This window comes from Agrobacterium sp. DKPNP3 (assembly GCF_052686535.1).
The window spans coordinates 1-24,379 of sequence record NZ_JBQYSN010000075.1 but is presented as its reverse complement, the minus strand read 5'-3'; the positions used below and the strand labels follow the sequence as shown (position 1 = coordinate 24,379).

Genomic DNA, 24,379 nt, shown 5'->3' with positions numbered 1-24,379 from the left:
GTCTGGTACAAATTCTGGCATCACTTTCGCTCCAAACTAGCTCGACTTGAAGAGCTCGAGACGGACTCACTTTTCACAAATTGAATGCAAGCTACAACCAAGGGGTGTGCCTTTTGTACCACTTTTATAGTACTTTGAATAGTTTTCTTGGGTTCTGGCATTTCGACTAACTGAGTTACTGGGGGGCGATCAATAGCTACGTCGATAATCCCTGGAAGGAACTACATGTCGGAGAAGTCCCTGAAAGGACCTGCCCAATGCTGAAGAGCTGGATTGCCGTCATACCGGAAATCACAATGAGTTAGGATGTGATGTCCTCCACAGAGTCCTTCCTTGTCAAGATAGACAAGACGATTGGATAGTCATCAAAGCGTTTACAACCAAGCACTTGGACGTCCTATCGATCTTTTCGATAAAGAATGCGCAATCGTGCGCTGACTCTTGCTGGAGTTGCCCCCAAAAGACCGGACATGCTCAGGCTTTAGATTGCGAGCTGATGAACTCGCGCGCGGATTGATATCCTAAAGCACTGTTCGGGCGAAGATTGTTGTAATGCTCGAACCGGAACGGCAGTTGCGCCATAACGGTTTCGGCATCCGGGGTGGGGTTCACCGCGACATAATCGGGCTTGAATGTTTTCAAGAAGGCCTCGGCCATGCCGTTCGATTGGGGACTGCGCACCGGTGTCGTGCACGGTTCCATGCCGATGTCGCGGAGCAAGGACGCGGTGTCCCTGGGTGACCCATTCGATGGGCTCAGACAGCATGTTGATGCGGCCGAAACGGTTCTCCACGGCGGTGATCACGAGGTCCTGCATGTCCTGGCTCTTGACGCCTTCGGTGGTGGCGACATGGGCGGTTGCCTCACGGTCGTAGCAATCGAGGGCGAAGGCGACCCGGACCTTCTCATTGTTGTCGCAGCCGATCTCGAAGCCGTCGGAGCGCCATCTAATGTTCGAACGTTCGGCAGCGACCTGACCGTCATGGAGCCGATCATCGACCGCTTCGGTGTGGCGCACCAACAGCAGATTGTGCAGCTTCATGACTCGGTAAACGCGCTTGGCATTGGGCCACGAGCGCCCGTCCTTCCGGGCGTTGCGGCGCAGGATGGCATGGACACACCGATAGCCGTAGGTGGGCATGTCGGCGATAATGGCCTTGATATCCTCCACCAGTTTCCAATCCGGGAGTGTGGGCGTCCTTTGGCTCTGGAAAGGAGGCTGTGGCACGCGCAGCGATATTCGACCGGGCGACACCTAGAGTTTAGCAGACGGCCTTCATTCCAAAATTCCCCTCGGAAGAGAGATCGAGCGCAACATCCGTTTTTCTTGGGCCCCGGCGATTTCGAGGGCTTCCATGAGGATTTCGCTCTCCATCGTCTTCTTGCCTAGCAGACGCTGCAACTCCTTCACCTGGGCCTGAAGCGCCCGATATTCGGATGCCGAAACAACCTCCTCTTCGGCGGTCGTCGCCGTCAACGCGCCTTGAGACGTCAGCCTGCGCCAGGCGAACAACTGGTTCGGCTGAATGCCATGGCGACGGGCCACGATGCTCACCGTCGCGTCAGCCTCGTAGGTTTTTGAATGATGGCCAATCTCTCCGCCGTGCTCCAGCGCCACCGTCGTTCAGGCCCGGAGAGGGCCTCAATCTTATGCTCGATGCTAGTCATAATGCCGACACTACTCCTACACACTTAACTAATTGGGGGAGCATGTCCTGCCCTTCGGGGGCTATTTAGTGCGCAGACTCTTGCGCCATAGATTTGCGCCCGTGATGCAGGTTCCACCGCAAATCTAGCCCGCGGGTGATGACGGCTTGACACGCAGCAGTCTGAACGCTCATTTTGACGGCAATTGTTTCGGCGGTGGCCGTCGGATATTCTTTCATCATGAGGTGGCATTGGTGAAAACTGCAAAATAGAATATAAAAGTAAGGAACCAAGTAAAACTTAGCATAATTCGTTGCGTTTATTCTTGTATGAAGTAGAATATTGATTTTAGAATTTCAGTTGAGAATTTTTTGCTAGAAAGATAAAACTAAGGTACTTCGTGTTGGCACATTCAATATGCCGGCGAAAGACAATATTTGATTTACACCTGGAGTGATCAAAAAGTACTGAGGACATTTTTGTGACTCCCGGTCAGATTGGGCGACTCCGTACAACAATCGCCGGGGAGGTCTTGCGTCCGACAATCTGCGGGTATATACCCGGTGTCATGTCAAACAGTCACTGCCACTGTATCCTGTTGCGCAAAGCATCCCGCAAGGTCTCGTCCTATTATGACGAGGCGCTGGCACCGCTTGGTGTGAATATCGCTCAGTTTAGCCTGCTGCGGAATATCAATCGAACGGCGCCGGTCTCGCTCACGGATCTGGCCGCCCGGGTGGAGCTGGATCGCTCCACCGTTGGCCGCAATGCAAAAGTGTTGGCGCGGATGGGTCTGGTCGCTATAGGCCACGGCGAGGATCAGCGGGAAGCGATGCTCTCCGTTACCGAGGAGGGTCATGCGATTTTAGAGGCGGGGGCTCCGCTTTGGGATCGGGTGCAGGATGATATCGAGGCCCGGTTGGGGCCCGACAAAACAGCGCAATTGCAGCAGTTGCTGGAAGCGCTGTAATTTTTTTGATTTTAACGCGGGCATATACCCGTAAATTGGATAAGTAGAGAAGTCAGGCAATCGCGCTTTAAGGGAAATTTGAACATGATATCCGCACGCCTCGCCAGCTGGATGGCCGCCAGAAACCTGCATTACGGCTGGCTCGTTGCAGCCACCACCTTCCTCACCATGCTTGCGACCGCCGGCGCGATGGGATCGGCGGGGGTGATGATCCAGCCGCTGCACCAGGAATTCGGCTGGGATATTGCCGATATTTCTTCGGCCATGGCCGTCAGGCTTGTGCTGTTCGGTCTGCTTGGGCCCTTTGCCGCCGCTTTCATGAATCATTTCGGCATCCGGCAGGTGGTGTCCACTGCCCTGGCCTTGATCATGGGCGGCATCGTCGCGTCATTCTTCATGACTGAGGTGTGGCAATTGCTGCTGCTCTGGGGCGTGGTGATCGGCGTCGGCACCGGCATGACCGCACTGGTATTGGGCGCCACCGTGGCGACACGCTGGTTTTCCAAGCGTCGTGGACTGGTGATCGGCCTGATGACGGCGAGCAATGCCACCGGCCAGCTGCTTTTCCTGCCGGTGCTTGCGGCGCTGACGGAAGCCTATGGCTGGCGAACCGCGTTGACGCTATCTGTTGCGGTGATTGCCGCGGCCATGGTCCTCGTCCTGTTTTTAATGCGTGACCACCCCGCCGATGTCGGGCTGCCTGCCTATGGCGAGACAGTCGTGGCAAAGCCGGTCAAGCAGGACCACAATCTCCTCGCCACGCTGGCATCGCCGCTGGTGACGCTGAAAAGCGTGTCGGGCAACCTCGTCTTCTGGGTGCTTTTTGGCACCTTCTTTGTTTGCGGCCTTTCGACCAATGGCCTGATCCAGACACACTGGATTTCGATTTGCGGCGATTTCGGCATGGCTGCGGTGACAGCGGCGGGTACGCTGGCGGTGATCGGGGTTTTCGATTTCTTCGGTACGATTTTCGCCGGGTGGCTTTCCGACCGGTTCGACAATCGCTTTCTGCTGTTCTGGTTTTACAGCTTGCGGGGTCTTTCGCTGCTTTATCTCTCATTCTCAGGCTTCAGCTTTGTTGAGCTTTCTGTCTTTGCCGTTTTCTACGGGCTGGACTGGGTGGCGACTGTGCCGCCGACGGTGAAGCTCGCCGCGGAAAACTTCGGTCGCGAAAAAGCTGGGCTTGTGTTCGGCTGGGTGTTCGCCGGCCACCAGTTGGGGGCAGCCACCGCGGCTTTTGGCGCCGGTTTCTTCAAGAGTGACTTCGATACCTATATGCCCGCGCTGCAGATTGCCGGTCTGATGTGCATGATCGCCGCCGTCTCCGTTTTGCTTCTGCGTAAGCCGGGTTCCGCAGCGCTAACCACGCAAGCGGCTTGATAAGAGGGTGGGGGCCTGCAAGTGCCGGCCTCCACCCTGTTTCCAGCTTGTATGGTGCTGTTGCGAAATTGTCACAAATCCTGCCGGTCGATCGCTCCGATCCATCTTCTCCGCCATGGTTTGATCCATCTCAATCGGCCTGTCTCTCCCGTCGACATAGTGGCTTCCAAGCGGTTGCGGCAGGCGGGGATTCGCATTGGCCCGCCGTGATCGACCGGTTGCGGGGAACTCCCCGCTGCGGTGCGCCATAGGAGAGATGGAATGACGAATAAAAACAGAAATAGTGCCTTGCTCGCCAGCGTTGCGATTGGCGTTGCGGCGATGCTCGCGTCGGCCAATGCGATGGCCGCTGATATGACCGAGGCGGCGCCCGCGCCAACGGCAGAAGAAGCGATTGCGGCGTCAAGCCCTTGGATGTTGCGCGTGCGTGGCCTCGGCGTCATCACCAATGACAGCGGCAGCGTCGATGGCGTTCCCGGGGCGGGCCTGTCCTATTCGGATACCGTGATCCCGGAACTCGACATCAGCTATTTCTTCACCGAAAACGTCGCCGCCGAACTTATCCTCGGCACCACCTATGCCAGGATCGATGGCGAAGGCGTGCTGGCTGGCACACCTGTCGGCAAGGCCTGGCTGCTGCCGCCGACGCTGACGCTGCAATATCATTTCACCGATTTCGGTGCGTTTAAGCCCTACATCGGCGCTGGCGTGAACTATTCGCTGTTCTACAACCAATCGGAAAAGCCCGGCTTCAGCAATCTCGACGTGAAGAACAAGCTTGGAGCCGCCGTACAGGTCGGTTTCGACTATATGCTGGACGAGCATTGGGGCGTGAACTTCGACGTGAAGAAAATCTTCCTGAAGACCGACTGGACGGCGGAACTCGGTGGCACGCCCATCAGCGGGAAGGCCAAGCTCGATCCCTGGCTGATCGGTGCAGGCATCACCTACCGTTTCTGATCGAGCCATCAGCGCATCGCCACCTTTGACGGGCGGCGCTTTCTAAGCTATAGGGACGGCCACGGGCAAAGAGCCCCGGCCGTCCGCAGGCGCTTGCGCCCCTGGTGAACCTCTTTCTTTAATAACGGTCATCCCATGTTTTGCATGTCGTCGATGGCAACGCGGACACCCCTCGGAACATTCGGCATGCACATGTTGGAGAACCGTTATGATTGTGTCCAAACCGCTTCCCGCACTTGAGGGTCTAAAGGAACAGGCAAAACGCCTGCGCGTCGCCCTTGAAGATGAGGGGCAGGGAATCACCCACTCGAAAGCGCTGGAGCTTATAGCGGCGCAATATGGCTTCCGCGACTGGAATACCCTGCACGCTGCGGCCGGCAATCGCCCCGCCTTCAATCCTTATCTTCTGGGTTCAAGAGTGGAAGGCTTTTACCTTGGCCAGCCATTTGTGGCCTCCGTTCTGGGCGTACAGGCGCTCGGCGGGGAGCCCGAACGTTTTCGGCTGACGCTTCATCTCGACGATCCCGTGGATGTAGTGACATTCGAAAGCTTTTCCGCTTTCCGCCAGCGTATCCACTGTAATGTCGATACCGCCGGACGGACAGTGGAGAAAACGTCCAATGGCCGTCCGCAGGTCGAGTTGGTTTGGTAGCGAGTCGCTGGAAATTCCAGTGGTCGTGAAGGCACCCGCCGATTGGCGGGTGTTCCGTGCCTGCGACGAGGCTAAAGCCGTTTGCCCGCCGTATCGAACAGATGGAAATTCCTGGCCTGTGCAGCGATCCTCAACGTTTCGCCGATGCGCAGTTGTGAGCGACCGGGAACGCGGAAGACGATTGTCGTGCCGTCAGCGAACGAGCCATGGACATAGCTTTCCGCACCGACAAGTTCCACGGCATCCACCTGAACGGTGCCGGTGAAGGCGGAGTCAGAAGGAGCCTCGGTGGCAAGCGTAATATCTTCCGGGCGGATACCGAGTGTGGCGACGCCTTGCGGCAGTGCTGTGGTTCCTTGTACCGCCCAGCCGGAGGAAGCGTTGGCCGTCGCTGTTCCGTGGTTCAACAGGTTCATGGACGGCGAGCCAATGAAGGTGGCGACAAAGGTAGTGGCGGGTTTTTCATAAAGCTCGATCGGCGTGCCGATCTGCTCGATGCGGCCGGCATTCAATACCACCAGCCGGTCGGCGAGCGTCATCGCTTCCATCTGGTCGTGGGTCACATAAACGCTGGTCGTGGCGAGCGAGCGTTGCAGGCGGCGGATTTCCACCCGCATCTGCACGCGCAGCTTGGCATCGAGGTTGGAGAGCGGCTCGTCGAACAGGAAGGCCGCCGGCTTGCGCACGATGGCGCGGCCCATGGCCACACGCTGGCGCTGCCCACCGGAAAGCTGACGAGGCTTGCGTTCCAGGAACTGCTCGATCTCAAGCGCCTTCGCCGCCTCCGTAATGCGCCGCTCGATTTCTTCCTTGGGCGTATTACGGTTCTTCAGGCCATAGGCGAGGTTCTGCCGCACCGTCATATGCGGGTAGAGCGCGTAGTTCTGGAACACCATGGCGATGTCGCGGTCTGAGGGTTCGAGATCGTTGACGACCCGGTCACCGATGATGATCTGGCCGCCGGAAATGCCCTCCAGACCGGCGATCATGCGCAGCAGGGTGGATTTTCCGCAACCGGAAGGGCCGACCAGCACGATCATTTCGCCGTCGGCGATGTCCATGGACACGCCCTTGATGGCCTCGACATTGCCGCCATAAACCTTGCGGACGTCTTTCAGCGCAATTTTTGCCATTACTTCTCGGTCTCCACCAAACCTTTGACGAACCAGCGCTGCATCAGCACCACAACGATAACAGGGGGGATGATGGCGAGGATCGCCGTCACCATCACATAATTCCAGGGCGTCGAAGCGTCGGTGAAATCCACCATGCGCTTAAGGCCGATGATGATCGTGTTCATTTTGGCGTCGTTGGTGACGAGCAGCGGCCAGAGATATTGCGTCCAGCCATAGATGAAAAGGATCACGAAAAGAGCCGCGATATTCGTCTTCGACAGAGGCAAAAGAATATCACGCATGAAGCGGAACGGTCCGGCATTGTCGATACGCGCAGCCTCTACCATCTCACCGGGAATGGTGAGGAAGAACTGCCGGAACAGGAAGGTCGCCGTTGCCGACGCCATCAGCGGCAGCGTCAGTCCGGCATAGGTGTCGATCAGCCCCAAGTCGACGATGACCTTGTAGGTGGGCAGGATACGCACCTCCACCGGCAGCATGAGCGTGATGAAAATCATCCAGAAAAAGCCCATGCGGAATGGAAAGCGAAAGAAGACGATCGCGAAGGCCGACAGGAACGAGATGACGATCTTGCCGATGGCGATGGCGAGTGCCACCACGAAGCTGTTGAACAGAAGCCTCTCAAGACTGACGCCGACGACGCGCTCTACGCCGCCCACCATGGCGTCTGTATAGTTTTCGGTAAGATGGCCGCCGGGCAGCAGCGACATGGGCGGACGGATGATGTCGTTCGACGTCATCGACGAAGCGATGAAGGTGTAATAGATCGGGAAGGCCACGATAATGATGCCGAGAACCAGCATCAGATGGGCGATCACGCGGGCGACCGGGCGATTTTCAATCATGATAAATCCTCAGCCGTAATGCACGCGCTTCTCGACGAAGCGGAACTGGAAGGCGGTGAGCGCGATGACGATCACCATCAGGATGACCGATTGCGCGGCGGAAGAGCCGAGGTTGAGGTTCACGAAGCCGTCATTGTAGACCTTGTAAACCAGCGTTTCCGTCGCCTTGGCAGGACCGCCGCCGGTCACCGCATGGATGATGCCGAAGGTGTCGAAGAAGGCGTAAACCGTGTTGACGACCAGGAGGAAGAAAGTGGTCGGTGCCAGCAGTGGGAAAACGATGGTCCAGAAGCGTCGCGCTCCGCGGGCTCCGTCAATGGACGCCGCCTCAAGCAATGATTTCGGAATTGCCTGCAAGCCGGCGACAAAAAACAGGAAATTGTAACTGATCTGCTTCCAGGCGGCGGCCGCGACGACCAGCAGCATGGCCTGATCGCCATTCAGCAGCGGATCCCACATGATGCCGTTGCGGCGCAGGATGTAGGAGAAGGTTCCCATGGCCGGATTGAACATGAACAGCCACAGCATGCCCGCCACCGCCGGGGCGACGGCATAGGGCATGATCATCATGGTGCGGTAAAGACCCTTGCCGCGAACCACGCGGTCCGCCGCCGTCGCCAGAAGCAGCGCCAGCCCCATGGAAACCAGCGCCGTGAGGATGCTGAAGATGACCGTGACCTTGAGCGAGTTGAGGTAGCTCTCATCCGACAGGACGGCGGAGAAGTTTGCCAGCCCAACAAAATTGCTGCTGAGGCCGAAGGCGTCTTCGCGCATTGTCGACTGATAAAGAGCCTGGCTTGCGGGCCAGAAGAAAAAGATCACCGTCAAAATGATCTGCGGTGCGACCAGCAGATAAGGCAGGATCTTGTTTGGGAATACGACGCTTTGCACGGCGATCTCCTGGTGACATGAAAATACCGCCCGCACCTGTCGAGGCGCGGGCGGAGCAGGGGATCAGTTACTTGCCGGCCGCCTGCTTGATGGCGGCATCGCCACGCTGGACGATCTTGTCGAGCGCCGTCTTGGCGTCCTGCTTGCCGGCCAGCATCGCCTCGAACTCTTCGTTCATGATGTCGCGCACCTGTGGCAGGTTAACCAGGCGCACGCCCTTGGAGTTTTCTGTCGGGGGCTTGCCCATCATCTGGAGCAGCGGCGTCTCGCGGCCCGGATTCTTGTCGTAGAAGCCGGATTTCTTGGTTTCCTCATAGGCTGCGATCGTCACCGGCATATAGCCCGAGACCTGATGCAGGCGAGACTGGATCTTTGTCTGCGAGAGGAAGTGGAAGAATTCCGCCACCCCCTTGTATTCCGCGTCGCTCTTGCCCCCGAACACCCAGAGGCTGGCGCCGCCCGGAATGGTGTTCTGCGGCCCATGGCCCTCATAATAGGGCAGCTGGCCGATGCCGTAATTCATACCGGTCTTGATGATGTCGCCCAGACCGCCGGACGATTCGGTCAGGATGCCGCATTCGCCGGACATGAACAGCTGCTTGGCTTCGGACGTGCGACCGCCATAACGGAAGGTGCCGTCCTTCGCGAGATCGGCAATCGCCTGGAAATGCTCGACGAAGAGCGGCGCGTTGACCGCAAGCTTCACATCCGTGCCTCCCAGCCCGTTTTCATTGCTGCCATAGGAAACGTTGTTCCATGCGGCAAAGTTTTCGGTCTGGATCCAGGTGAGCCAGGTCGAGGTGAAACCGCACTGGGCGGCACCGCTGGTCTTGATCTTCTTGGCGGCTTCGAAGACTTCAGGCCAGGTCTTTGGCGGGTTGGCGGCGTCAAGGCCGGCCTTCTGGAAGACGTCCTTGTTGTAATAGAGGATCGGCGAGGACGAATTATAGGGGAAGGACAGCATGGTGCCATCGGGCTTGGAATAATAGGCGACGATGCCGGCCAGATATTCGTCCTTGTTGAAGGTATAACCGCCTTCCTTCAACACCTCTGCCACCGGCTTGATGGCGCCGGCTGCACCCATCATCACACCCGAACCGGCGTCGAAGACCTGAATGATCGCCGGCGGCTGTTTGGCGCGGAATGCCGCAATGCCTGCGTTAAGTGTTTCCGGATAGGTGCCCTTGAACACGGGCGTGATCTTGTAGTCTTTCTGGCTTTCGTTGAATTCTTTCGCCAGCGTATCCACGACCTCGTTATTGGCGCCGGTCATGGCGTGCCACCACTGGATCTCCGTCACGGCATAGGCATTCGATGTGACAAAAAACGAAAGTGCAGATGCCGCGGCAAGACGGTAGCTGAGTTTTTTCAAGGCGATTCCTCCCATTATGAAAACAGTAAAAGATACAGCCCCTTATTGCAGCTTGTCCTCCACGACACGGCTGCGGGCGACCTCTCCTGTATTAGCACTGTCGATTAAAAGCGAACTCTAACGAAAATGCAAGAGAACGTGGAACGATTAAAACGAAAGTGAAGGGAACGGATTAATTATTCCATTTTTCTCGGTCCGTGGTTTTTTCGTACGCACGTGTGGCGTTTTGCCAAGACGCACTGCCGCGTCATCACATTAGGCGATGCCAGCACTCATGGCGCTTCGCAGATGAAGGTGACATGTCATCACATGACGAGTCGAAGCTGTGGCCTTGTTTAGCTGCCTGATTGCCCGCCGCTGGAAACGACGATTGTCGTTCTGTCCGACTTTGGCGATGTCAGGCAGATATCCATCCACAAGGCGCTGCTCGCCGTGGATCATGACGATATCGTGTGCGCCGATGCCGCGAATTTTGCCTGAGAATCAGCCTCTACGCAGCCGAGGCGCTTGACCACCGCCATCCTCATCCGCCACTTCAGAAGCGGCGGCGGGATTCGACGGTGATGAAGGGCAGGGAATGGCCGATCTGGCGGTATATGCGGGCTTGTTTCTGACGGCGTTCATCGCTGCGACCATCCTGCCCATGCAGTCGGAGGCGGCGCTTGCCGGTCTCATCCTTCTGAAATCCCAGCCTGTCTGGCTGCTGGTGGCGGTGGCCAGCGTTGGCAATGTCGCCGGTTCTTTCGCCAACTGGCTGCTTGGGCGTGGCATTGAACGTTTCCGGCATGAGCGCTGGTTTCCGGTCCGGGAGGCGGCGCTGCAACGGGCGCAGAACTGGTACCGGCGTTATGGCAAATGGTCCCTGCTGCTCAGCTGGGCGCCGATCATCGGGGACCCTCTAACGGTTGCGGCTGGCATCATGAAGGAGCCGCTGCCGGTGTTTCTGCTGCTGGTCACCATCGCCAAGGTGGGGCGATATCTCGTTCTGGCGCTGCTGACGCTGAATTTTCCATAGTGTTTCGCAAGAACGGTTCGTCTTGTTTCTTCTCGCCGCCGGGGAGAAGATGGCCAGAAGGTCAGGTGAGGGGGGTAAGCTTTCCGCATATCGCTACCCTCGCCCCCTCATACCGCTGCCGCGACCTTCTCCCGGCGGGGAGAAGGCGAAAGACGTAACCGCTCGCGTGAAATGCGGGCGGCGGAGACAATCAAGCCGCCTGCCTGTCCCAGCTCGCGAATGGATCGGGCAGGTGCCGCCATGCATCCGGCGTGAATGCATCCGTATCGATCAGGCAGGCATCGAGCAGGGAGCGGATACGGGCTTCATTCATTGGATCGGAACCGATGAAGACGATTTCCTGCCGCCGGTCGCCAAAGACGGCGTCGAGATAAGGCTTCATCATATCCAGAAACTGCTTTTCGCGGGGCCATTGCTCTTTTGGAACGGCGGACCACCAAAGACCCATCTTCCCGGTACGGACCAGGGCGCCCGCCTGGCTGATCTCGCCGACATAACGCGGCCGCGTCGCCAGCCAGAAGAACCCCTTGGCGCGCACGACCCCCGGCCAGGGGCGATCGATGAAGCGCTGAAACAGCACGGGGTCGAAGGGCCTTTTGGCGCGGTAAACGAAAGAGCGGATGCCATATTCCTCGGTTTCGGGGATGTGATCCTTAAAACCGTGCAATTCCTTGAACCAGAGAGGGTGTTCTTCCGCCCGTGCAAAATCGAAACGGCCGGTGCCCATAACCTCTTCCAGGGCCACCTTGCCGAAATCTGTCTCGATGAGTTTCGCATCAGGGTTCAGCCCGACGATGATCTTGCGGGCTGCGTCGCGCTCTTCCGCCGTTGCAGTACCGATCTTGTTGAGCACGACGACGTCAGCGAACTCTATCTGCTCCACCAGAAGGTCGACGATGGTGCGGTTATCGCCATCACCCGCCGTTTCACCCCGGGCGGCCAGAAAATCCGACGAACCGTAATTTTTGAGAAGATTGGCGGCATCGACCACCGTTACCATGGTGTCGAGACGCGCGATATCAGACAGGCTGCGGCCGTTCTCGTCGCGGAAATCGAAGGTGGCGGCCACGGGAAGCGGCTCGGCGATGCCGGTCGATTCGATCAGGAGGTAATCGAAGCGGCCCTGTTCGGCCAGCGCCCGCACCTCCGTCAGGAGGTCGTCGCGTAGCGTGCAACAGATGCAGCCATTGGTCATTTCCACCAGCTGTTCTTCGGTGCGCGAAAGATTGGCGCCGCCATCCCGAACCAGTGCCGCATCGATATTGATCTCGCTCATGTCGTTGACGATCAACGCCACCCTCAGACCATCGCGATTGGCGAGGATGTGGTTCAGAAGCGTTGTCTTGCCGGCGCCTAAAAAGCCGGACAGTACGGTGACGGGAAGTTTTTTCGACATAGAGACCTCTCGGTGTGAACAGAGCGCGCGTGGGCCACGGTGTTGGCGTCGAGGAGGAAAGGTAACGACGCGGATCGCAGTTCTTTTCCATACGCAGTAATGTAATAACATAACATGCGTAGAACATGTCAACAGGCAACAGGAAAATTGAAAGCGGCCTGAGTACCAAAGCTGCGCGAGCGGATGTCTAAGCGCGTTCCTGGATCGAGACGGTCTCCACGCTCGAAGCCATCCTTGGGCCTGACTTTAGAAGCCGCAGCCCAGCATGGCCGTGGTCCATCGGGTCAAAACCGAGGGTGACGACGGGCAAGCCATTTTCCAATAGATAATGTTATTTCATTACATATTCGTTTGACGAATGTAATAACATTACATATCAAGGGCCATCGAATGTCATCCTGCCCCGGAGGGATCAATGGCTGATCCGTGCCTTGCCTTCAAAAACCTGACGCTTGGATATGCCGGCCGCGCGGCGGTGCATCATCTGAATGGGGATATTGCCAAAGGCTCGCTCACTGCGGTGGTCGGCGCCAACGGCTCTGGAAAATCGACGCTGATGAAGGGCATTGCCGGCATATTGAAGCCGCTGGGCGGTGAGTGCCGGATCAGCTCCGGCATGTCCGTTGCCTATCTGCCGCAGCAATCGGAACTCGACCGGTCGTTCCCGGCTCAGGTGCGCGATCTCGTTGCGCTGGGTCTCTGGCCCAAGCGCGGCCTGCTTGGCCGCCACCGTTCTGAAGACAAGGCGGCGATGGGCCGAGCGATGGAGGCGGTCGGGCTTTCCGGCTTTGAAAGGCGCAATATAGATTCGCTCTCCGGTGGCCAGATGCAGCGTGCCCTGTTCGCCCGCGCCATGTTGCAGGATGCGCAGTTGATCCTGCTGGATGAGCCCTTCAATGCCGTCGATGAGCGCACCGTCACCGATCTTCTCGTGCTGATCAAGGCATGGGTTGCGGAAGGGCGCACGGTGCTTGCCGTCCTGCATGACCATCAGCTGGTGCGGCAGCATTTTCCCCAGACCCTGTTCCTCGCGCGGCGTCTCGTGGGCCTTGGTCCGACAGCCGATGTCCTGAGCCGGAAAAAATGCGCCAGGCGCGGCATTTCCACGAAGCATGGGAGGAAAATGCAGCGTGGTGCGCGCCTGGCGATGCGCCAATGATCGACGCATCAGCGACCGATGCGATCGATGCAGGCCCACGGACGGCGTCATCCCATTCTCACCTCCACTCCCACGCAAATTCGAATGCCCATGGCTGATTTCTTCATCGAACCCTTCGTTCAATATGTCTTCATGCAGCGGGCGCTTGCCGGCGCCTTGATCCTTGCCGTCAGCTGCGGGCCGGTCGGGGTGTTCCTGATGCTACGGCGCATGAGTCTCACGGGCGATGCCATGTCGCATGCCATCCTGCCGGGAGCTGCCGTCGGTTTTCTGTTTTACGGGCTGGAAATCCTGCCGATGACGATTGGCGGGTTGGTGGTTGGCCTTGTGGTGGCGCTGGGTGCCGGTGCGGTATCGCGTTTCACCGTCCAGAAGGAAGACGCCTCGCTTGCCGCCTTTTATCTGATTTCACTGGCGCTCGGCGTTCTGCTCGTCTCGTGGCGTGGCTCCAGCGTCGATCTTATGCATGTGCTGTTCGGCACGGTGCTGGCGCTGAACAACGAGGCGCTCGGCCTCATCAACGGCATCTGCATCGTGACGCTTGTGGTTATGATTACCTTCTGGCGGGCGCTGATGGCGGAATGCCTCGACCCCCTGTTCCTGCGCTCGGTCAGCAACTGGGGCAGCCCGGTGCATTTCCTCTTCCTTGCCATCGTCGTGCTCAATCTGGTCGGCGGCTTTCAGGCGCTGGGAACTTTGCTCTCGGTGGGGCTGATGATGCTACCCGCCGCCGCCAGCCGCTTCTGGTCCAATCGCGTGGCGCCCATGTGCTTCATCTCGATCGGCATCGGCATGGTTTCCTGCTTTGCGGGCCTGCTCTTGTCCTATCACGCATCGCTGCCATCCGGCCCGGCGATCATCCTGTCCGCGGGCGTCATCTATGCGCTCTCCATCCTCGTCGGCACGCGCGGCGTGCTCAGCGATCTTCTCGGTTCCGGCCGCCACACGACGGCCTGAAAACAGCTTCGAAAAAGGAGAACCCTCATGTTCAAAACCTTCCGTCTGGCAACCTGCGCCAGCCTTCTTTCCCTCTCCCCGGTTCTGATGGCGCAGGCGTCCGCCGCCGAACTCAAGGTCGTGGCCAGTTTCTCGATCATCGCCGATTTTGCCAAGAACGTCGGCGGCGACCGCGTTGAGATTACAACGCTGGTGGGGCCAGATGGCGATGCTCACGTTTATGAGCCGCGCCCGGCCGATGCCGTCGCCGTCAGCAAGGCGGATGTGGTGCTGGTCAATGGCCTCGAATTCGAGGGCTTTCTGAAGCGCCTTATCGACACGAGCGGCACCAAGGCTCCGGTAGTGGAATTGACCAGGGGGGTGGAGCCGCTCAAGCTTTCCGATGAACCGGCCGGTCATGCGCATCCGGAAGCTGAAGAAGAAGGCCACGACCACAAGGCTGAAGAAGCCGGTCACAAACACGAGTCAGCCGAGGCTCATGATCACAGCCACGAGGGGCACCATCACGGCGAGTACGATTCCCATGCCTGGCAGTCGATCAAGAACGCGGAAATCTATGTGAAGAACATCGCCGGCGCATTTTGCGAAGTCGACAAGGCCGGTTGCGCAACCTACACCGCCAACTCGGATGCCTATATTGCCAAGCTTGCTGCGCTGAACGAGAAGGTGAAGACCGAGATTGCAGCCATCCCGCCGGAGAAACGTGTCATCATCACCTCGCATGATGCCTTTGGCTACTTCGAGCACGCCTATGGCCTGAACTTCCTTGCCCCTGAAGGCGTATCGACGGAATCGGAAGCCTCGGCCGCCGATGTCGCCAAGCTGGTGGATCAGGTAAAACACGACAAGGCCTCGGCCATCTTCGTCGAGAACATTACCGACAAGCGGCTGATCGACCAGATTGCCAGCGAAACCGGCTTGAAGGTTGGCGGCACGCTCTACTCTGACGCGCTTTCGACCGCCGACGGCCCGGCTTCGACCTATATCGACATGATCAACCACAATATGCAGACGATCACTGCGGCGGTTCTCAGCCAGTAAAACAGGCCTTCCGCAGGGTTTTGGGAGGGTGGCATAGGCCGCCCTTCCTGCTTCTAATGACGCCGCTTCGGTTTTTCCGAGGAACGCAACACGGCATCGGAACGAAATAATTCTGTGCCAATGGCCTGTTCCTTTGGCGATCTCCAATTCGGTGCTACACACCCTCTTCATGGCTGATGCGCTTTATATCTTCACCGATGGCTCCTTCAACGATGCCTCCCGTTCCGGAGGGTGGGCTTTCGTCGTTCATCAAGCAGGCAACCAAATCCATTCGGCCTCGGGCAAAGCATCCGGCACATCCAATAATACTTTCGAGGTCCTCGCCGTCGTGAACGCCATGTCGTGGATCGCCGCCGAGGCGCCAACGCGTGCGGTCACGCTCTGGACGGATGCCGTTCATGTCATTGAGGGCTGCAATCGATATCGGGCGATCTGGCGCAACAATGGCTGGAAGCGCATCACGCCCAACCAGCACACACGCCGAAGACCGATCCCTGACAGGGAAATCTGGCAGCAACTAGACACGCTGCTGGAGCGGCATCCCCACGTGGCCGTGGAATGGTGCAAGGGGCATTCGGGCTCTGTCGGCAATGAGCATGCCGACGCATTGGCGCGTCAGACGGCGCGCGTGACGACGCCGTAATCGGGGCTATCCGTCGCCTTGATGCGCCGCAATTATCTCTTCCAGTAAAGCTTGATCCTTGGACGTTTTCAATGTCGAGGGACGGTGCGGGCTGATTTTTTGCCGGACCGGCCACCCACCAAGCCGGGTAGCTTAATTGGTAATATATATTTACTTCAGATACTTAAGTAATTTCGCTGAGAGGTGTGTGCAACATGATTTGCCCGTTGACATTCCTTTTACCTTTTGGAATGGTAAGATGTCAGACCAATTTAGGGGATGCGTCTTGGACAGGTCCAGCCGGGAACTCATGCAGCCGATTCCGCCGAGCGACCGCGTGCGCCAGGTGGAGGCCGCGCTTTCCGACTATGTGGAGCGGGCAGGGCTGAAGGCGGGAGACCGGCTGCCAGCCGAGCGGGAGCTTATGGCGGCGTTGGGTGTGGGGCGGTCCACAATCCGCGAAGTCATCCGCAAGTTTCAGGCACTCGGCGTCATCGACAGCCGCAAGGGCAGCGGCAATTACCTCTTGAAGCCGATTTCCGCCGCCACCGTGCATATGCCGATTTCCATCGACGCCGAAAGCCTGCGCGATGCGTTGCTGATGACGCTGGAGGTGCGCCGCGGCATCGAGGTCGAAGCCTCCATGGCCGCTGCGCGCCGTCGCACGCCCGAGGACATCGCCACCATGGAAGCGCGGCTCGATGAGATGGAGCGGGTGCATCTGGCCGAGGGAACCTCTGGCAAGGCGGACCTCGCCTTTCACCTCTCTATTTACGACGCCACCCACAATACGTTGTTCAAGCAGCTGTTGGAGCAGATGCGCGAGGGTTTTGAACGCTTCTGGTCGAAACCCTTTGACCGGCCGGATTTCGCCAGTCGCTCCTTTCCCTTTCATCGCACCCTGTTCAACGCGATCGCCGCCGGAGACGCAGAAACGGCGCGGGAAGAAACACTGAAAATCCTCGCTGTCGTCGAGGAAGATATCAAGGACATGTCGAAATGAACCATGGCAACGATCTCTTCGATCCCGCCTCCCTGATCGTCGCCCATGACGAAGCCCACGCCTTCGAGGCCGTGGTGCCGCCCATCGTGCAGACGTCGCTGTTCACTTTTTCCAGCTACGACGAAATGGTCTCCACCTATCGCGGCGAGAAGGTGCGGCCGGTCTATACGCGCGGACTGAACCCCACCGTTCGACTGTTCGAAGAGATGCTGGCGAAACTCGAGGGTGCTGAAGACGCACTTGGTTTTGCCAGCGGCATGTCGGCGATCTCATCCACCGTGCTTTCCTTCGTGTCGCCCGGTGACCGGATTGTCGCGGTACGCCACGTTTATCCCGATGCTTTCCGGCTGTTCGGCACCTTCATGAAGCGCATGAATATCGAGGTCGTCTATGTCGACGGTCGCGACGAGGCGGCGGTTGAAAAGGCGATGCCGGGCGCGAAACTCTTCTACATGGAAAGCCCGACAAGCTGGGTGATGGAAGCGCATGATGTCGGTGCCCTCGCCGCCATCGGTAAAAGGCATGGTGCGGTCACCGTCATCGATAATTCCTGGGCGAGCCCGGTCTTCCAGCAGCCGATCTCGCTTGGCGTCGATCTCGTCCTGCATTCCGCTTCGAAATATCTTGGCGGCCATAGCGATGTGGTCTCCGGCGTGGTTGCCGGCTCGAAGGCCATGATCGACCGCATCCGGGCGGAAGCCTATCCCTATCTCGGCGGCAAGATGTCGCCATTCGATGCGTGGCTGCTCATCCGTGGCTTGCGTACCCTGCCGTTGCGCATGAAGGCGCATCAGGCCTCCGCTATGGATATAGCGACGCGCCTTCACGCGCTCGATGTGGTGGAAACCGTCTGCCATCCAGGGCTGGCGAACCGCCTGCCGCCCGGCCTCAACGGCACCTCCGGCCTGTTCTCCTTCATCTTCAAGGAGGGGGTGGATGTGCGCGCTTTTGCCGACCGCCTCAAGCTTTTTAAACTGGGTGTTTCCTGGGGCGGGCATGAAAGCCTGATCGTTCCGGGGGAAGTGGTGCTCGAACAGAAGGCGCAGCCAAACTCCGCCCACACTTTCGGCATCAGCGCACGGTCGGTGCGCCTGCATGTCGGGCTGGAGGGCACGGAGGCTCTCTGGAACGATCTCGAACCCGCGATCAAGGCGGCCACCACCGCTTGACTTGATTTAACTGACCACAAAAAGGGGAGAACGACATGAAAAAACTGGTAGCAGCAGCAATTTTTACCGCCCTGATGACCGGAACGGCGCTGGCGGACACGACCTTGAAGCTGGTGGAAGTCATCACCAGCCCGGAACGAACCGAAACGCTGAAGGGCATCGTCTCGAAATTCGAGACCGCCAATCCCGGCACCAAGGTGGAAATCATCTCGCTTCCCTGGAGCGAGGCCTTCCAGAAATTCGCCACCATGGTTTCCGCAGGTGATATTCCGGATGTGATGGAGATGCCCGATACATGGCTGTCGCTCTATGCCAATAATGGCATGCTCGAAAGTCTTGAGCCCTATCTTGCCAAGTGGGAGCATACGGCGGGGCTCAGCGAGCGCACGCTTGAACTCGGCCGCGACGTGAAGAACACGGCCTATATGCTGCCCTACGGCTTTTACCTGCGCGCCATGTTTTACAACAAGAAGCTGCTGGAACAGGCCGGCGTGAAGGAGCCGCCGAAGACGCTTGATGAATTCGCGGATGCTTCCAAGAAGGTCGCAGCGCTTCCGGGCAAGTATGGCTACTGCCTGCGCGGCGGCCCCGGCGGCCTCAACGGCTGGGTGATGTTCGGCGCTTCCATGGCCGGTTCGAACGAGTTCTTCACCAAGGACGGCACCTCGACCTTCGACAGCCCCGGCTGGGTGAAGGGCCTGACCTATGTGATCGATCTCTATAAGAACGGGTTGGCGCCGAAGGACAGTGTCAACTGGGGCTTCAACGAAATCGTTGCCGGCTTCTATTCCGGCACCTGCGCCTTCCTCGATCAGGACCCGGATGCGCTGATCGCCATTGCCCAGCGTATGAAGCCGGAAGATTTCGGCGTCATGACCATGCCGAAGGGGCCTGACGGCAAGACCTTCCCGACGATTGGTTTTGCTGGCTGGTCGATGATGGCGAAGTCTGAAAACAAAGACCTCTCCTGGAAGCTGATCGAGACGCTCGAAGGGCCAGAAGGCAATATCGAGTGGAACAAGAAGACCGGTGCGCTGCCGGTGCACAAGTCGGCGGAGAAGGACCCCTTCTATGCCAGCGAGCAGTTCAAGGGCTGGTTCGACGAACTGGCCGACAAGAATGCCGTGCCGACGAAAATGCCGACCTATCTTGAGGAATTCGCCTTCTTCAAGGACTCGCTTGTGATCAAGACCTCGCAGGAAGCGCTGCTCGGCGACATCACGCCCGAGGATCTGGCCAAACAATGGGCTGATTACATGACCAAGGCGCAGCAGAAATTCCTCGCCTCGAAATAACGACATGTACCAGCCGCACGGGCGCAAATGCCCGTGCGGCGGATCTTGCCGGCCTTCGCTGCGATAGGCCTTTTTCTTGCAATTTTTCGGATCGGCAAGCCGAGAGGCTGGGAAACCCGTCCGTTTCGTCGTCCGATCAGGGAGCGATACAATGTCCTATGCCCATGGCGCCGGGCCGGTGGCTGCGCGCAAACCGGCTGGCAAGCCCGCAATGCGGCGGTTTGCCGATTGGGCCGAACCCTGGCTCTACAGTGCGCCCGTGCTTGTGCTGATCGTCGCCGTCATGCTGGTGCCGCTGGTGCTCGGCCTTTCCTATGCTTTTCGTGATGTGCAACTGCTCAATCCGTTCTCGGGCGGTTTCGTTGGCCTGAAACATCTGGAGACGTTGTCGCAGGATGCGGCCTTTTACCGGGCGCTGAAAAACACGCTGTGGTGGACCGGCGCTTCGGTTTTCCTGCAATTCTTCTTTGGCCTCATTCTGGCGCTGCTGCTCGATAAGCCCTTTGCGGGCAGGGGGCTGGCGCAGGCTTTGGTATTTCTGCCATGGGCCGTTCCGACATTTCTCGCTGGCCTCAACTGGGCATGGCTGTTCAATCCGGTCATTGGCCCGCTGCCGCACTGGATGGTCTCGCTTGGGCTTTTATCCGCCCCCAACAATATCCTTGCCGATCCGCAGCTTGCGATGTGGGGGCCGATTATCGCTAATGTCTGGTGGGGCATTCCCTTCTTCGCCATAACCCTTCTTGCCGCCCTTCAGGCGATCCCGCGCGATCTTTACGAGGCTGCAGAAATTGACGGGGCGAACCCGCTGCAGCGGTTCACCTCCATCACCCTGCCGTTTCTGGCGCCCACCATCGCCATCACCATCCTGCTGCGCACCGTCTGGATCGCCAATTTCGCCGATCTCATCATCGTCATGACCAATGGCGGCCCAGCCGACCGCACGCAGATTGTTGCGAGCTACATCTTCACGCAGGCCTTCAAGCGGCTGGACTTCGGTTACGCCTCGGCGATTGCGCTGGTGCTTCTGGCGTTGTTGCTCGCCTATTCCATGCTGATCGTCCTGCTGCGCCAGCGCCTGATTGAGAAGGACTGACCGATGACATCAAGGATTTTTCTCACCCTTGCCCATCGTCTCGCGATCCTCGCCTATATCGCCTTCGCACTGTTCCCGCTGTTCTGGCTGCTGAAGGTTTCCGTCACGCCGAATGATCTGCTTTACAGCGAAGGGGTGCGAATGTGGCCATCGCGCGCGACATGGGATCATTATCGTTTCGTCATAGAAAACAGTGCTTTCCCGACGTTTTTTAAGAACAGCGTCATCGTCGCGGGCTCCACGGCGATTGCCGTCACGATACTCTCCTCGCTCTCGGGTTACGCTCTGTCACGCTTCCGTTTCAAGGGCAAATATTGGATCGTGGCGCTCATGCTGATCACCCAGATGTTTCCGCTGGTCATGCTGGTCGCGCCGATCTTCAAGATGCTGTCGCCGCTCGGCCTCACCAATAGCCTAACGGGCCTCGTCATCGTTTATACCGCCTTTAACGTTCCCTTCGCCACCTTCCTGATGCAGTCGTTCTTCGACGGCATTCCGAAAGATCTGGAAGAGGCGGCGATGATTGACGGGGCAAGCCGGTTTACGGCCTTCCGCCAGATTATCCTGCCGCTGACGCTGCCAGGCATTGCCGCGACGCTCGGCTTCGTCTTTACCGCCGCGTGGAGCGAGCTTCTGTTTGCGCTAATGCTGATTTCCGGCAATCAGAGCGCCACTTTCCCGGTTGGCCTTCTGACCTTCGTCTCGAAATTCTCCGTCGATTTCGGGCAGATGATGGCGGCGGGCGTCCTAGCGCTCATTCCGGCCTGCCTCTTCTTCCTGCTCATTCAACGTTATCTCGTGCAGGGCCTGACGGCCGGTGCGGTGAAAGGATAATCCCATGGCTTCCATCGAGCTGAAGAATGTCGGCAAAACCTATGGCGATCTCGCCGTGCTGCATGGCGTCGATCTTGATATCAGGGATGGCGAGTTCATCGTCCTTGTCGGCCCCTCAGGCTGCGGAAAATCGACGCTGCTGCGCATGATCGCGGGATTGGAAGAGATAACGTCCGGCGACCTCTCCATCGACGGTGAACGTGTCAATGATCGCCGGCCGAAGGACCGGGATATCGCCATGGTGTTCCAGTCCTATGCGCTCTATCCGCATATGAGCGTTGCCGACAATATGAGCTACAGCCTGCGCCTGCGCCGCAGCCCCAAGGAAACCATCGCCGCGGCGGTTTCGAGCGCTTCTGCCAAGCTAGGACTCGATCCCTATCTCGCACGCCGCCCGAAGGCGCTCTCTGGTGGCCAGCGTCAGCGCGTCGCCATGGGCCGCGCCATCGTGCGCCAGCCGAAGGCTTTCCTGTTCGATGAGCCGCTCTCCAACCTCGATGCCCGGCTGCGTGAACAGATGCGTGCCGAAATCAAGCGCATGCATGCCGACCTTGGCGCGACCTCGGTTTACGTCACCCATGACCAGATCGAGGCGATGACGCTCGCCTCACGCATCGTCGCCATGAATGCCGGCCATGTGCAGCAGATCGGCGCGCCGCTCGATCTCTATGATCGTCCTGCCAATCTGTTCGTTGCCGGCTTTATCGGCTCGCCCGGGATGAATTTTCTCGAAGGGCGGCTCGGGCAGGAGAGTGGCGACAGTTTCGTCGTGCTGGGTGACGGCACGCGCCTTGCGCTTGGCCGGGAAGTGGACCTCGCCGATGGCGAGCCGGTCACGCTCGGCATCCGCCCGGAACACGTCACTGTTGCGCCAGCCGACGGGGGTATCGAGGCGACCGTCGATCTCGTCGAGCCGACCGGTCTCGGTGTCATCCTGCATCTGACCGTGCATGGATTACCCTTCAAGCTGTTTTCGTCGGATCGGGCGCTATTGCAGCCGGGCAAATCCCTCCGGGTCGGGTTCCCGCAGGCGCGGCTGCATGTTTTTGACAGACATGGCGTCAGGATTGGCGCCGATAGCCCCTGAAGGCATCCAGCTTCCTTTCTGATAGGAAAGTATAGTTTACATCGTATCATGTTTAGGGTTCGAGCAGCCTATGCAGCCGCCCTTTCGTGACAAGAAAGAGCGATGTAATCTGACCATGAGTCTTTCATGGGGGCAGCATCTTGGCAAAGTCTATCAGAACGATGGAGGAGTTTTCGGAGTTCGTCGGGCTCTCGCGCCCCACGGTGTCAAAATACTTCAACGACCCATCGTCGGTGCGTAGGAAAACACGGGAGACGATCGAGGAAGCGCTGAGGAAATCTGGCTTCCGGCCAAATATTTTTGCCGTCAATCTCAACCGCCGTCGCAGCAATATTATCGGTATCGTCATTCCGAACTATGCCGATCCTTTTTACATGGCGCTGACGAACCGTATCGAATCGATCGCCAACGAGGCCGGTTTTCTCGCCTTCGTGCTGTCTTCGGACGGAAAACCGGAAATCGAAGACCGGGCCATCCGCACTTTCAAGTCCATGAATGTGGCGGGCGCTATCATCGCGCCGCTCGGCGTCACATCGCACTGCTCGACGCTCGAACAGCTCGCCGCCACGATACCCATCGTTTATGTCGATTCGCCGCTGGACGAGAGGTCGGCCTTCGTCGGGACGGATAACCGGCAGAGCGTTGACCTGATCGTTGATTACCTCTGTCGCTCGGGTGAGCCGCCAAGCTATTTCGATATGCCGCAGGTCAACACCAACTCCGTGACCCGGCGCATAGCCTACGAGGAGGCAATGCAGCGCCTTGGTCGCGAACCCCTATGCCTCGATGTCGCCAAGCAGGCGCGATGGGATTTCGAGCGGTTCGCATTCGATGAGGCGAGCCGGCTTTTTGAAAACATGGGCCAGTTGCCCTCCCGCACTATCCTGTGTGCGAACGACCGGATCGCCTTTGGCGTCATCGCCGCGGCCGCGCAGAGGGGCCTGAAGGTTGGTCATGGCGCTGGCTATGATCTTCGGGTGGCAGGGCATGACGACCATCCGCTATCACGTTACGCCAACCCGCCGATCACGACGGTGGCACAGAATTACAACGAGATCGGCCGACTGGCGATCGAGCTTCTCTTTCAGAAGCTGGATGAGGAGGAGGGTCAGGTGACCCGCATCCGCGATCGAATTCTCCTCAACGCCGATCTTATGTTACGAAAATCGGCTTGATGCGGGACGGCGGTCAGGTTTGAAGTGACCGCCGCTTTTGTCCAGCCCTATCGATGGCTCGGCAGTTTCGGCAGGAATACCGTGAGGAGGCCAAGCAGCGGCATGTAGGAGCAGATGCGGTAGACGAACTCGATGCCTTCCTTATCCGCATAGACACCCAGAACCGCAGCCCCGATGCCGCCGAAACCGAAGGCGAAACCGAAGAACATGCCGGCGATCAGGCCTACGCGGCCCGGTACCAGTTCCTGCGCAAAGACGACGATGGCCGAAAACGCGGAAGAAAACACGAAGCCGATCACGACGACGAGAATGGCCGTCCAGAACAGGTTCGCATAGGGCAGCAGCAGCGCGAAGGGAATGACGCCGAGGATCGAGAACCAGATGACGACTCGCGAGCCGAAGCGGTCACCGATCGGGCCGCCGAAGAACACGCCCAGTGCCGAGGCGCCGAGGAAGAGGAACAGCAGAACCTGCGCATCCTGTACGCCCAGGCCGAACTTGTCGATGGTATAGAAGGTGAAGTAGCTCGACAGGCTGGCGAGATAGGCGTTCTTCGTCGCAGTCAGCACCACCAGCACCAGCAAAGTCATCATGACTGTGCCGCGTGCGAGCGGCAAGGTGCGGCTGGCGGCGGGCCTGCCGACCGTCGCGCGGCGGTGACGGGTGTACCAGACGCC

21 protein-coding genes and 2 pseudogenes are annotated in these 24,379 nt (G+C 58.6%); 16 read left to right on the top strand and 7 right to left on the bottom strand.

Annotated elements, in window-relative coordinates; all coding sequences use genetic code 11:
- Positions 1-474 precede the first annotated feature (474 nt).
- Positions 475-1,668, bottom strand: a pseudogene (locus ACUTJJ_RS18605) (IS3 family transposase).
- A gap of 547 nt (positions 1,669-2,215) precedes the next feature.
- On the opposite strand from ACUTJJ_RS18605, the gene ACUTJJ_RS18600 reads away from it, so the two are divergent.
- From ACUTJJ_RS18600 to ACUTJJ_RS18585, 4 genes are all read left to right on the top strand, one after another.
- Positions 2,216-2,617 carry a MarR family winged helix-turn-helix transcriptional regulator gene (locus ACUTJJ_RS18600; RefSeq protein WP_445543039.1) on the top strand — a complete coding sequence of 134 codons (402 nt, stop codon included), beginning with the start codon at positions 2,216-2,218 and terminating at the stop codon, positions 2,615-2,617.
- Between the two features lie 84 nt (positions 2,618-2,701).
- Positions 2,702-3,997, top strand: a complete 1,296-nt coding sequence (locus tag ACUTJJ_RS18595) for an MFS transporter (RefSeq protein WP_445543038.1) — start codon at positions 2,702-2,704, stop codon at positions 3,995-3,997.
- A gap of 261 nt (positions 3,998-4,258) precedes the next feature.
- Positions 4,259-4,957: an OmpW/AlkL family protein gene (locus ACUTJJ_RS18590; protein ID WP_445543037.1), complete on the top strand. Its 699-nt coding sequence runs from the start codon at positions 4,259-4,261 to the stop codon at positions 4,955-4,957.
- Between the two features lie 208 nt (positions 4,958-5,165).
- Positions 5,166-5,609, top strand: coding sequence for a glyoxalase superfamily protein (locus tag ACUTJJ_RS18585; protein ID WP_063949944.1), 444 nt, complete (start codon positions 5,166-5,168; stop codon positions 5,607-5,609).
- Positions 5,610-5,680: 71 nt separating this feature from the next.
- Here the strand turns inward: ACUTJJ_RS18585 and ACUTJJ_RS18580 are convergent, their stop codons facing one another.
- The 4 genes from ACUTJJ_RS18580 to ugpB all read right to left on the bottom strand — a co-directional run bounded on the left by ACUTJJ_RS18580 (position 5,681) and on the right by ugpB (position 9,859).
- On the bottom strand, positions 5,681-6,742 hold the full coding sequence (locus ACUTJJ_RS18580) for a sn-glycerol-3-phosphate import ATP-binding protein UgpC (RefSeq protein WP_404495484.1): 1,062 nt from the start codon (positions 6,740-6,742) through the stop codon (positions 5,681-5,683).
- A complete protein-coding gene (gene ugpE, locus ACUTJJ_RS18575; protein ID WP_063949942.1) occupies positions 6,742-7,590 on the bottom strand; it encodes a sn-glycerol-3-phosphate ABC transporter permease UgpE in 849 nt (282 codons plus the stop codon). Before ugpE ends, ACUTJJ_RS18580 begins: the two co-directional genes overlap by 1 nt.
- A gap of 9 nt (positions 7,591-7,599) precedes the next feature.
- A complete protein-coding gene (gene ugpA / locus ACUTJJ_RS18570) occupies positions 7,600-8,481 on the bottom strand; it encodes a sn-glycerol-3-phosphate ABC transporter permease UgpA (RefSeq protein ID WP_063949941.1) in 882 nt (293 codons plus the stop codon).
- Positions 8,482-8,548: 67 nt separating this feature from the next.
- Entirely contained in the window at positions 8,549-9,859 is a 1,311-nt protein-coding gene (gene ugpB, locus ACUTJJ_RS18565; protein WP_172801639.1) for a sn-glycerol-3-phosphate ABC transporter substrate-binding protein UgpB, read from the bottom strand.
- 571 nt (positions 9,860-10,430) lie between these two features.
- On the opposite strand from ugpB, the gene ACUTJJ_RS18560 reads away from it, so the two are divergent.
- The gene (locus tag ACUTJJ_RS18560) at positions 10,431-10,868 is read left to right on the top strand and encodes a YqaA family protein (RefSeq protein ID WP_445543036.1); all 438 of its coding nucleotides are present in this window, start codon (positions 10,431-10,433) and stop codon (positions 10,866-10,868) included.
- Between the two features lie 190 nt (positions 10,869-11,058).
- On the opposite strand, the gene ACUTJJ_RS18555 is transcribed toward ACUTJJ_RS18560, so the two are convergent.
- Positions 11,059-12,264 (bottom strand): GTP-binding protein, encoded by a 1,206-nt coding sequence (locus ACUTJJ_RS18555; protein WP_445543035.1) that lies wholly within the window; start codon positions 12,262-12,264, stop codon positions 11,059-11,061.
- 415 nt (positions 12,265-12,679) lie between these two features.
- On the opposite strand from ACUTJJ_RS18555, the pseudogene aztA reads away from it, so the two are divergent.
- The 11 genes and pseudogenes from aztA to ACUTJJ_RS18500 all read left to right on the top strand — a co-directional run bounded on the left by aztA (position 12,680) and on the right by ACUTJJ_RS18500 (position 23,702).
- Positions 12,680-13,521, top strand: a pseudogene (gene aztA / locus ACUTJJ_RS18550) (zinc ABC transporter ATP-binding protein AztA).
- A complete protein-coding gene (aztB, locus tag ACUTJJ_RS18545; protein ID WP_445543034.1) occupies positions 13,514-14,380 on the top strand; it encodes a zinc ABC transporter permease AztB in 867 nt (288 codons plus the stop codon). The pseudogene aztA and the gene aztB overlap by 8 nt, the downstream one beginning before the upstream one ends.
- Positions 14,381-14,407: 27 nt before the next feature.
- Entirely contained in the window at positions 14,408-15,421 is a 1,014-nt protein-coding gene (gene aztC, locus ACUTJJ_RS18540; RefSeq protein WP_445543033.1) for a zinc ABC transporter substrate-binding protein AztC, read from the top strand.
- Positions 15,422-15,590: 169 nt separating this feature from the next.
- Positions 15,591-16,064, top strand: coding sequence for a ribonuclease H family protein (locus ACUTJJ_RS18535; RefSeq protein ID WP_445543041.1), 474 nt, complete (start codon positions 15,591-15,593; stop codon positions 16,062-16,064).
- A gap of 289 nt (positions 16,065-16,353) precedes the next feature.
- Complete coding sequence (locus tag ACUTJJ_RS18530) at positions 16,354-17,046, top strand: FadR/GntR family transcriptional regulator (protein WP_186376867.1); 693 nt, start codon at positions 16,354-16,356, stop codon at positions 17,044-17,046.
- On the top strand, positions 17,043-18,215 hold the full coding sequence (locus ACUTJJ_RS18525) for a PLP-dependent transferase (RefSeq protein WP_063949933.1): 1,173 nt from the start codon (positions 17,043-17,045) through the stop codon (positions 18,213-18,215). Before ACUTJJ_RS18530 ends, ACUTJJ_RS18525 begins: the two co-directional genes overlap by 4 nt.
- Positions 18,216-18,250: 35 nt before the next feature.
- Entirely contained in the window at positions 18,251-19,510 is a 1,260-nt protein-coding gene (locus ACUTJJ_RS18520) for an ABC transporter substrate-binding protein (protein ID WP_445543032.1), read from the top strand.
- A 151-nt stretch (positions 19,511-19,661) separates the two neighbouring features.
- Positions 19,662-20,606 carry a carbohydrate ABC transporter permease gene (locus ACUTJJ_RS18515; RefSeq protein ID WP_063949931.1) on the top strand — a complete coding sequence of 315 codons (945 nt, stop codon included), beginning with the start codon at positions 19,662-19,664 and terminating at the stop codon, positions 20,604-20,606.
- Between the two features lie 3 nt (positions 20,607-20,609).
- On the top strand, positions 20,610-21,440 hold the full coding sequence (locus ACUTJJ_RS18510; RefSeq protein WP_035228147.1) for a carbohydrate ABC transporter permease: 831 nt from the start codon (positions 20,610-20,612) through the stop codon (positions 21,438-21,440).
- Between the two features lie 4 nt (positions 21,441-21,444).
- Positions 21,445-22,527, top strand: a complete 1,083-nt coding sequence (locus ACUTJJ_RS18505; protein ID WP_445543031.1) for an ABC transporter ATP-binding protein — start codon at positions 21,445-21,447, stop codon at positions 22,525-22,527.
- A 161-nt stretch (positions 22,528-22,688) separates the two neighbouring features.
- On the top strand, positions 22,689-23,702 hold the full coding sequence (locus tag ACUTJJ_RS18500; protein WP_445543040.1) for a LacI family DNA-binding transcriptional regulator: 1,014 nt from the start codon (positions 22,689-22,691) through the stop codon (positions 23,700-23,702).
- A gap of 47 nt (positions 23,703-23,749) precedes the next feature.
- Here ACUTJJ_RS18500 and ACUTJJ_RS18495 read toward each other — a convergent pair.
- Positions 23,750-24,379 (bottom strand): MFS transporter (locus ACUTJJ_RS18495; RefSeq protein WP_445543030.1); only part of this gene is annotated, 630 nt, incomplete at its 5' end.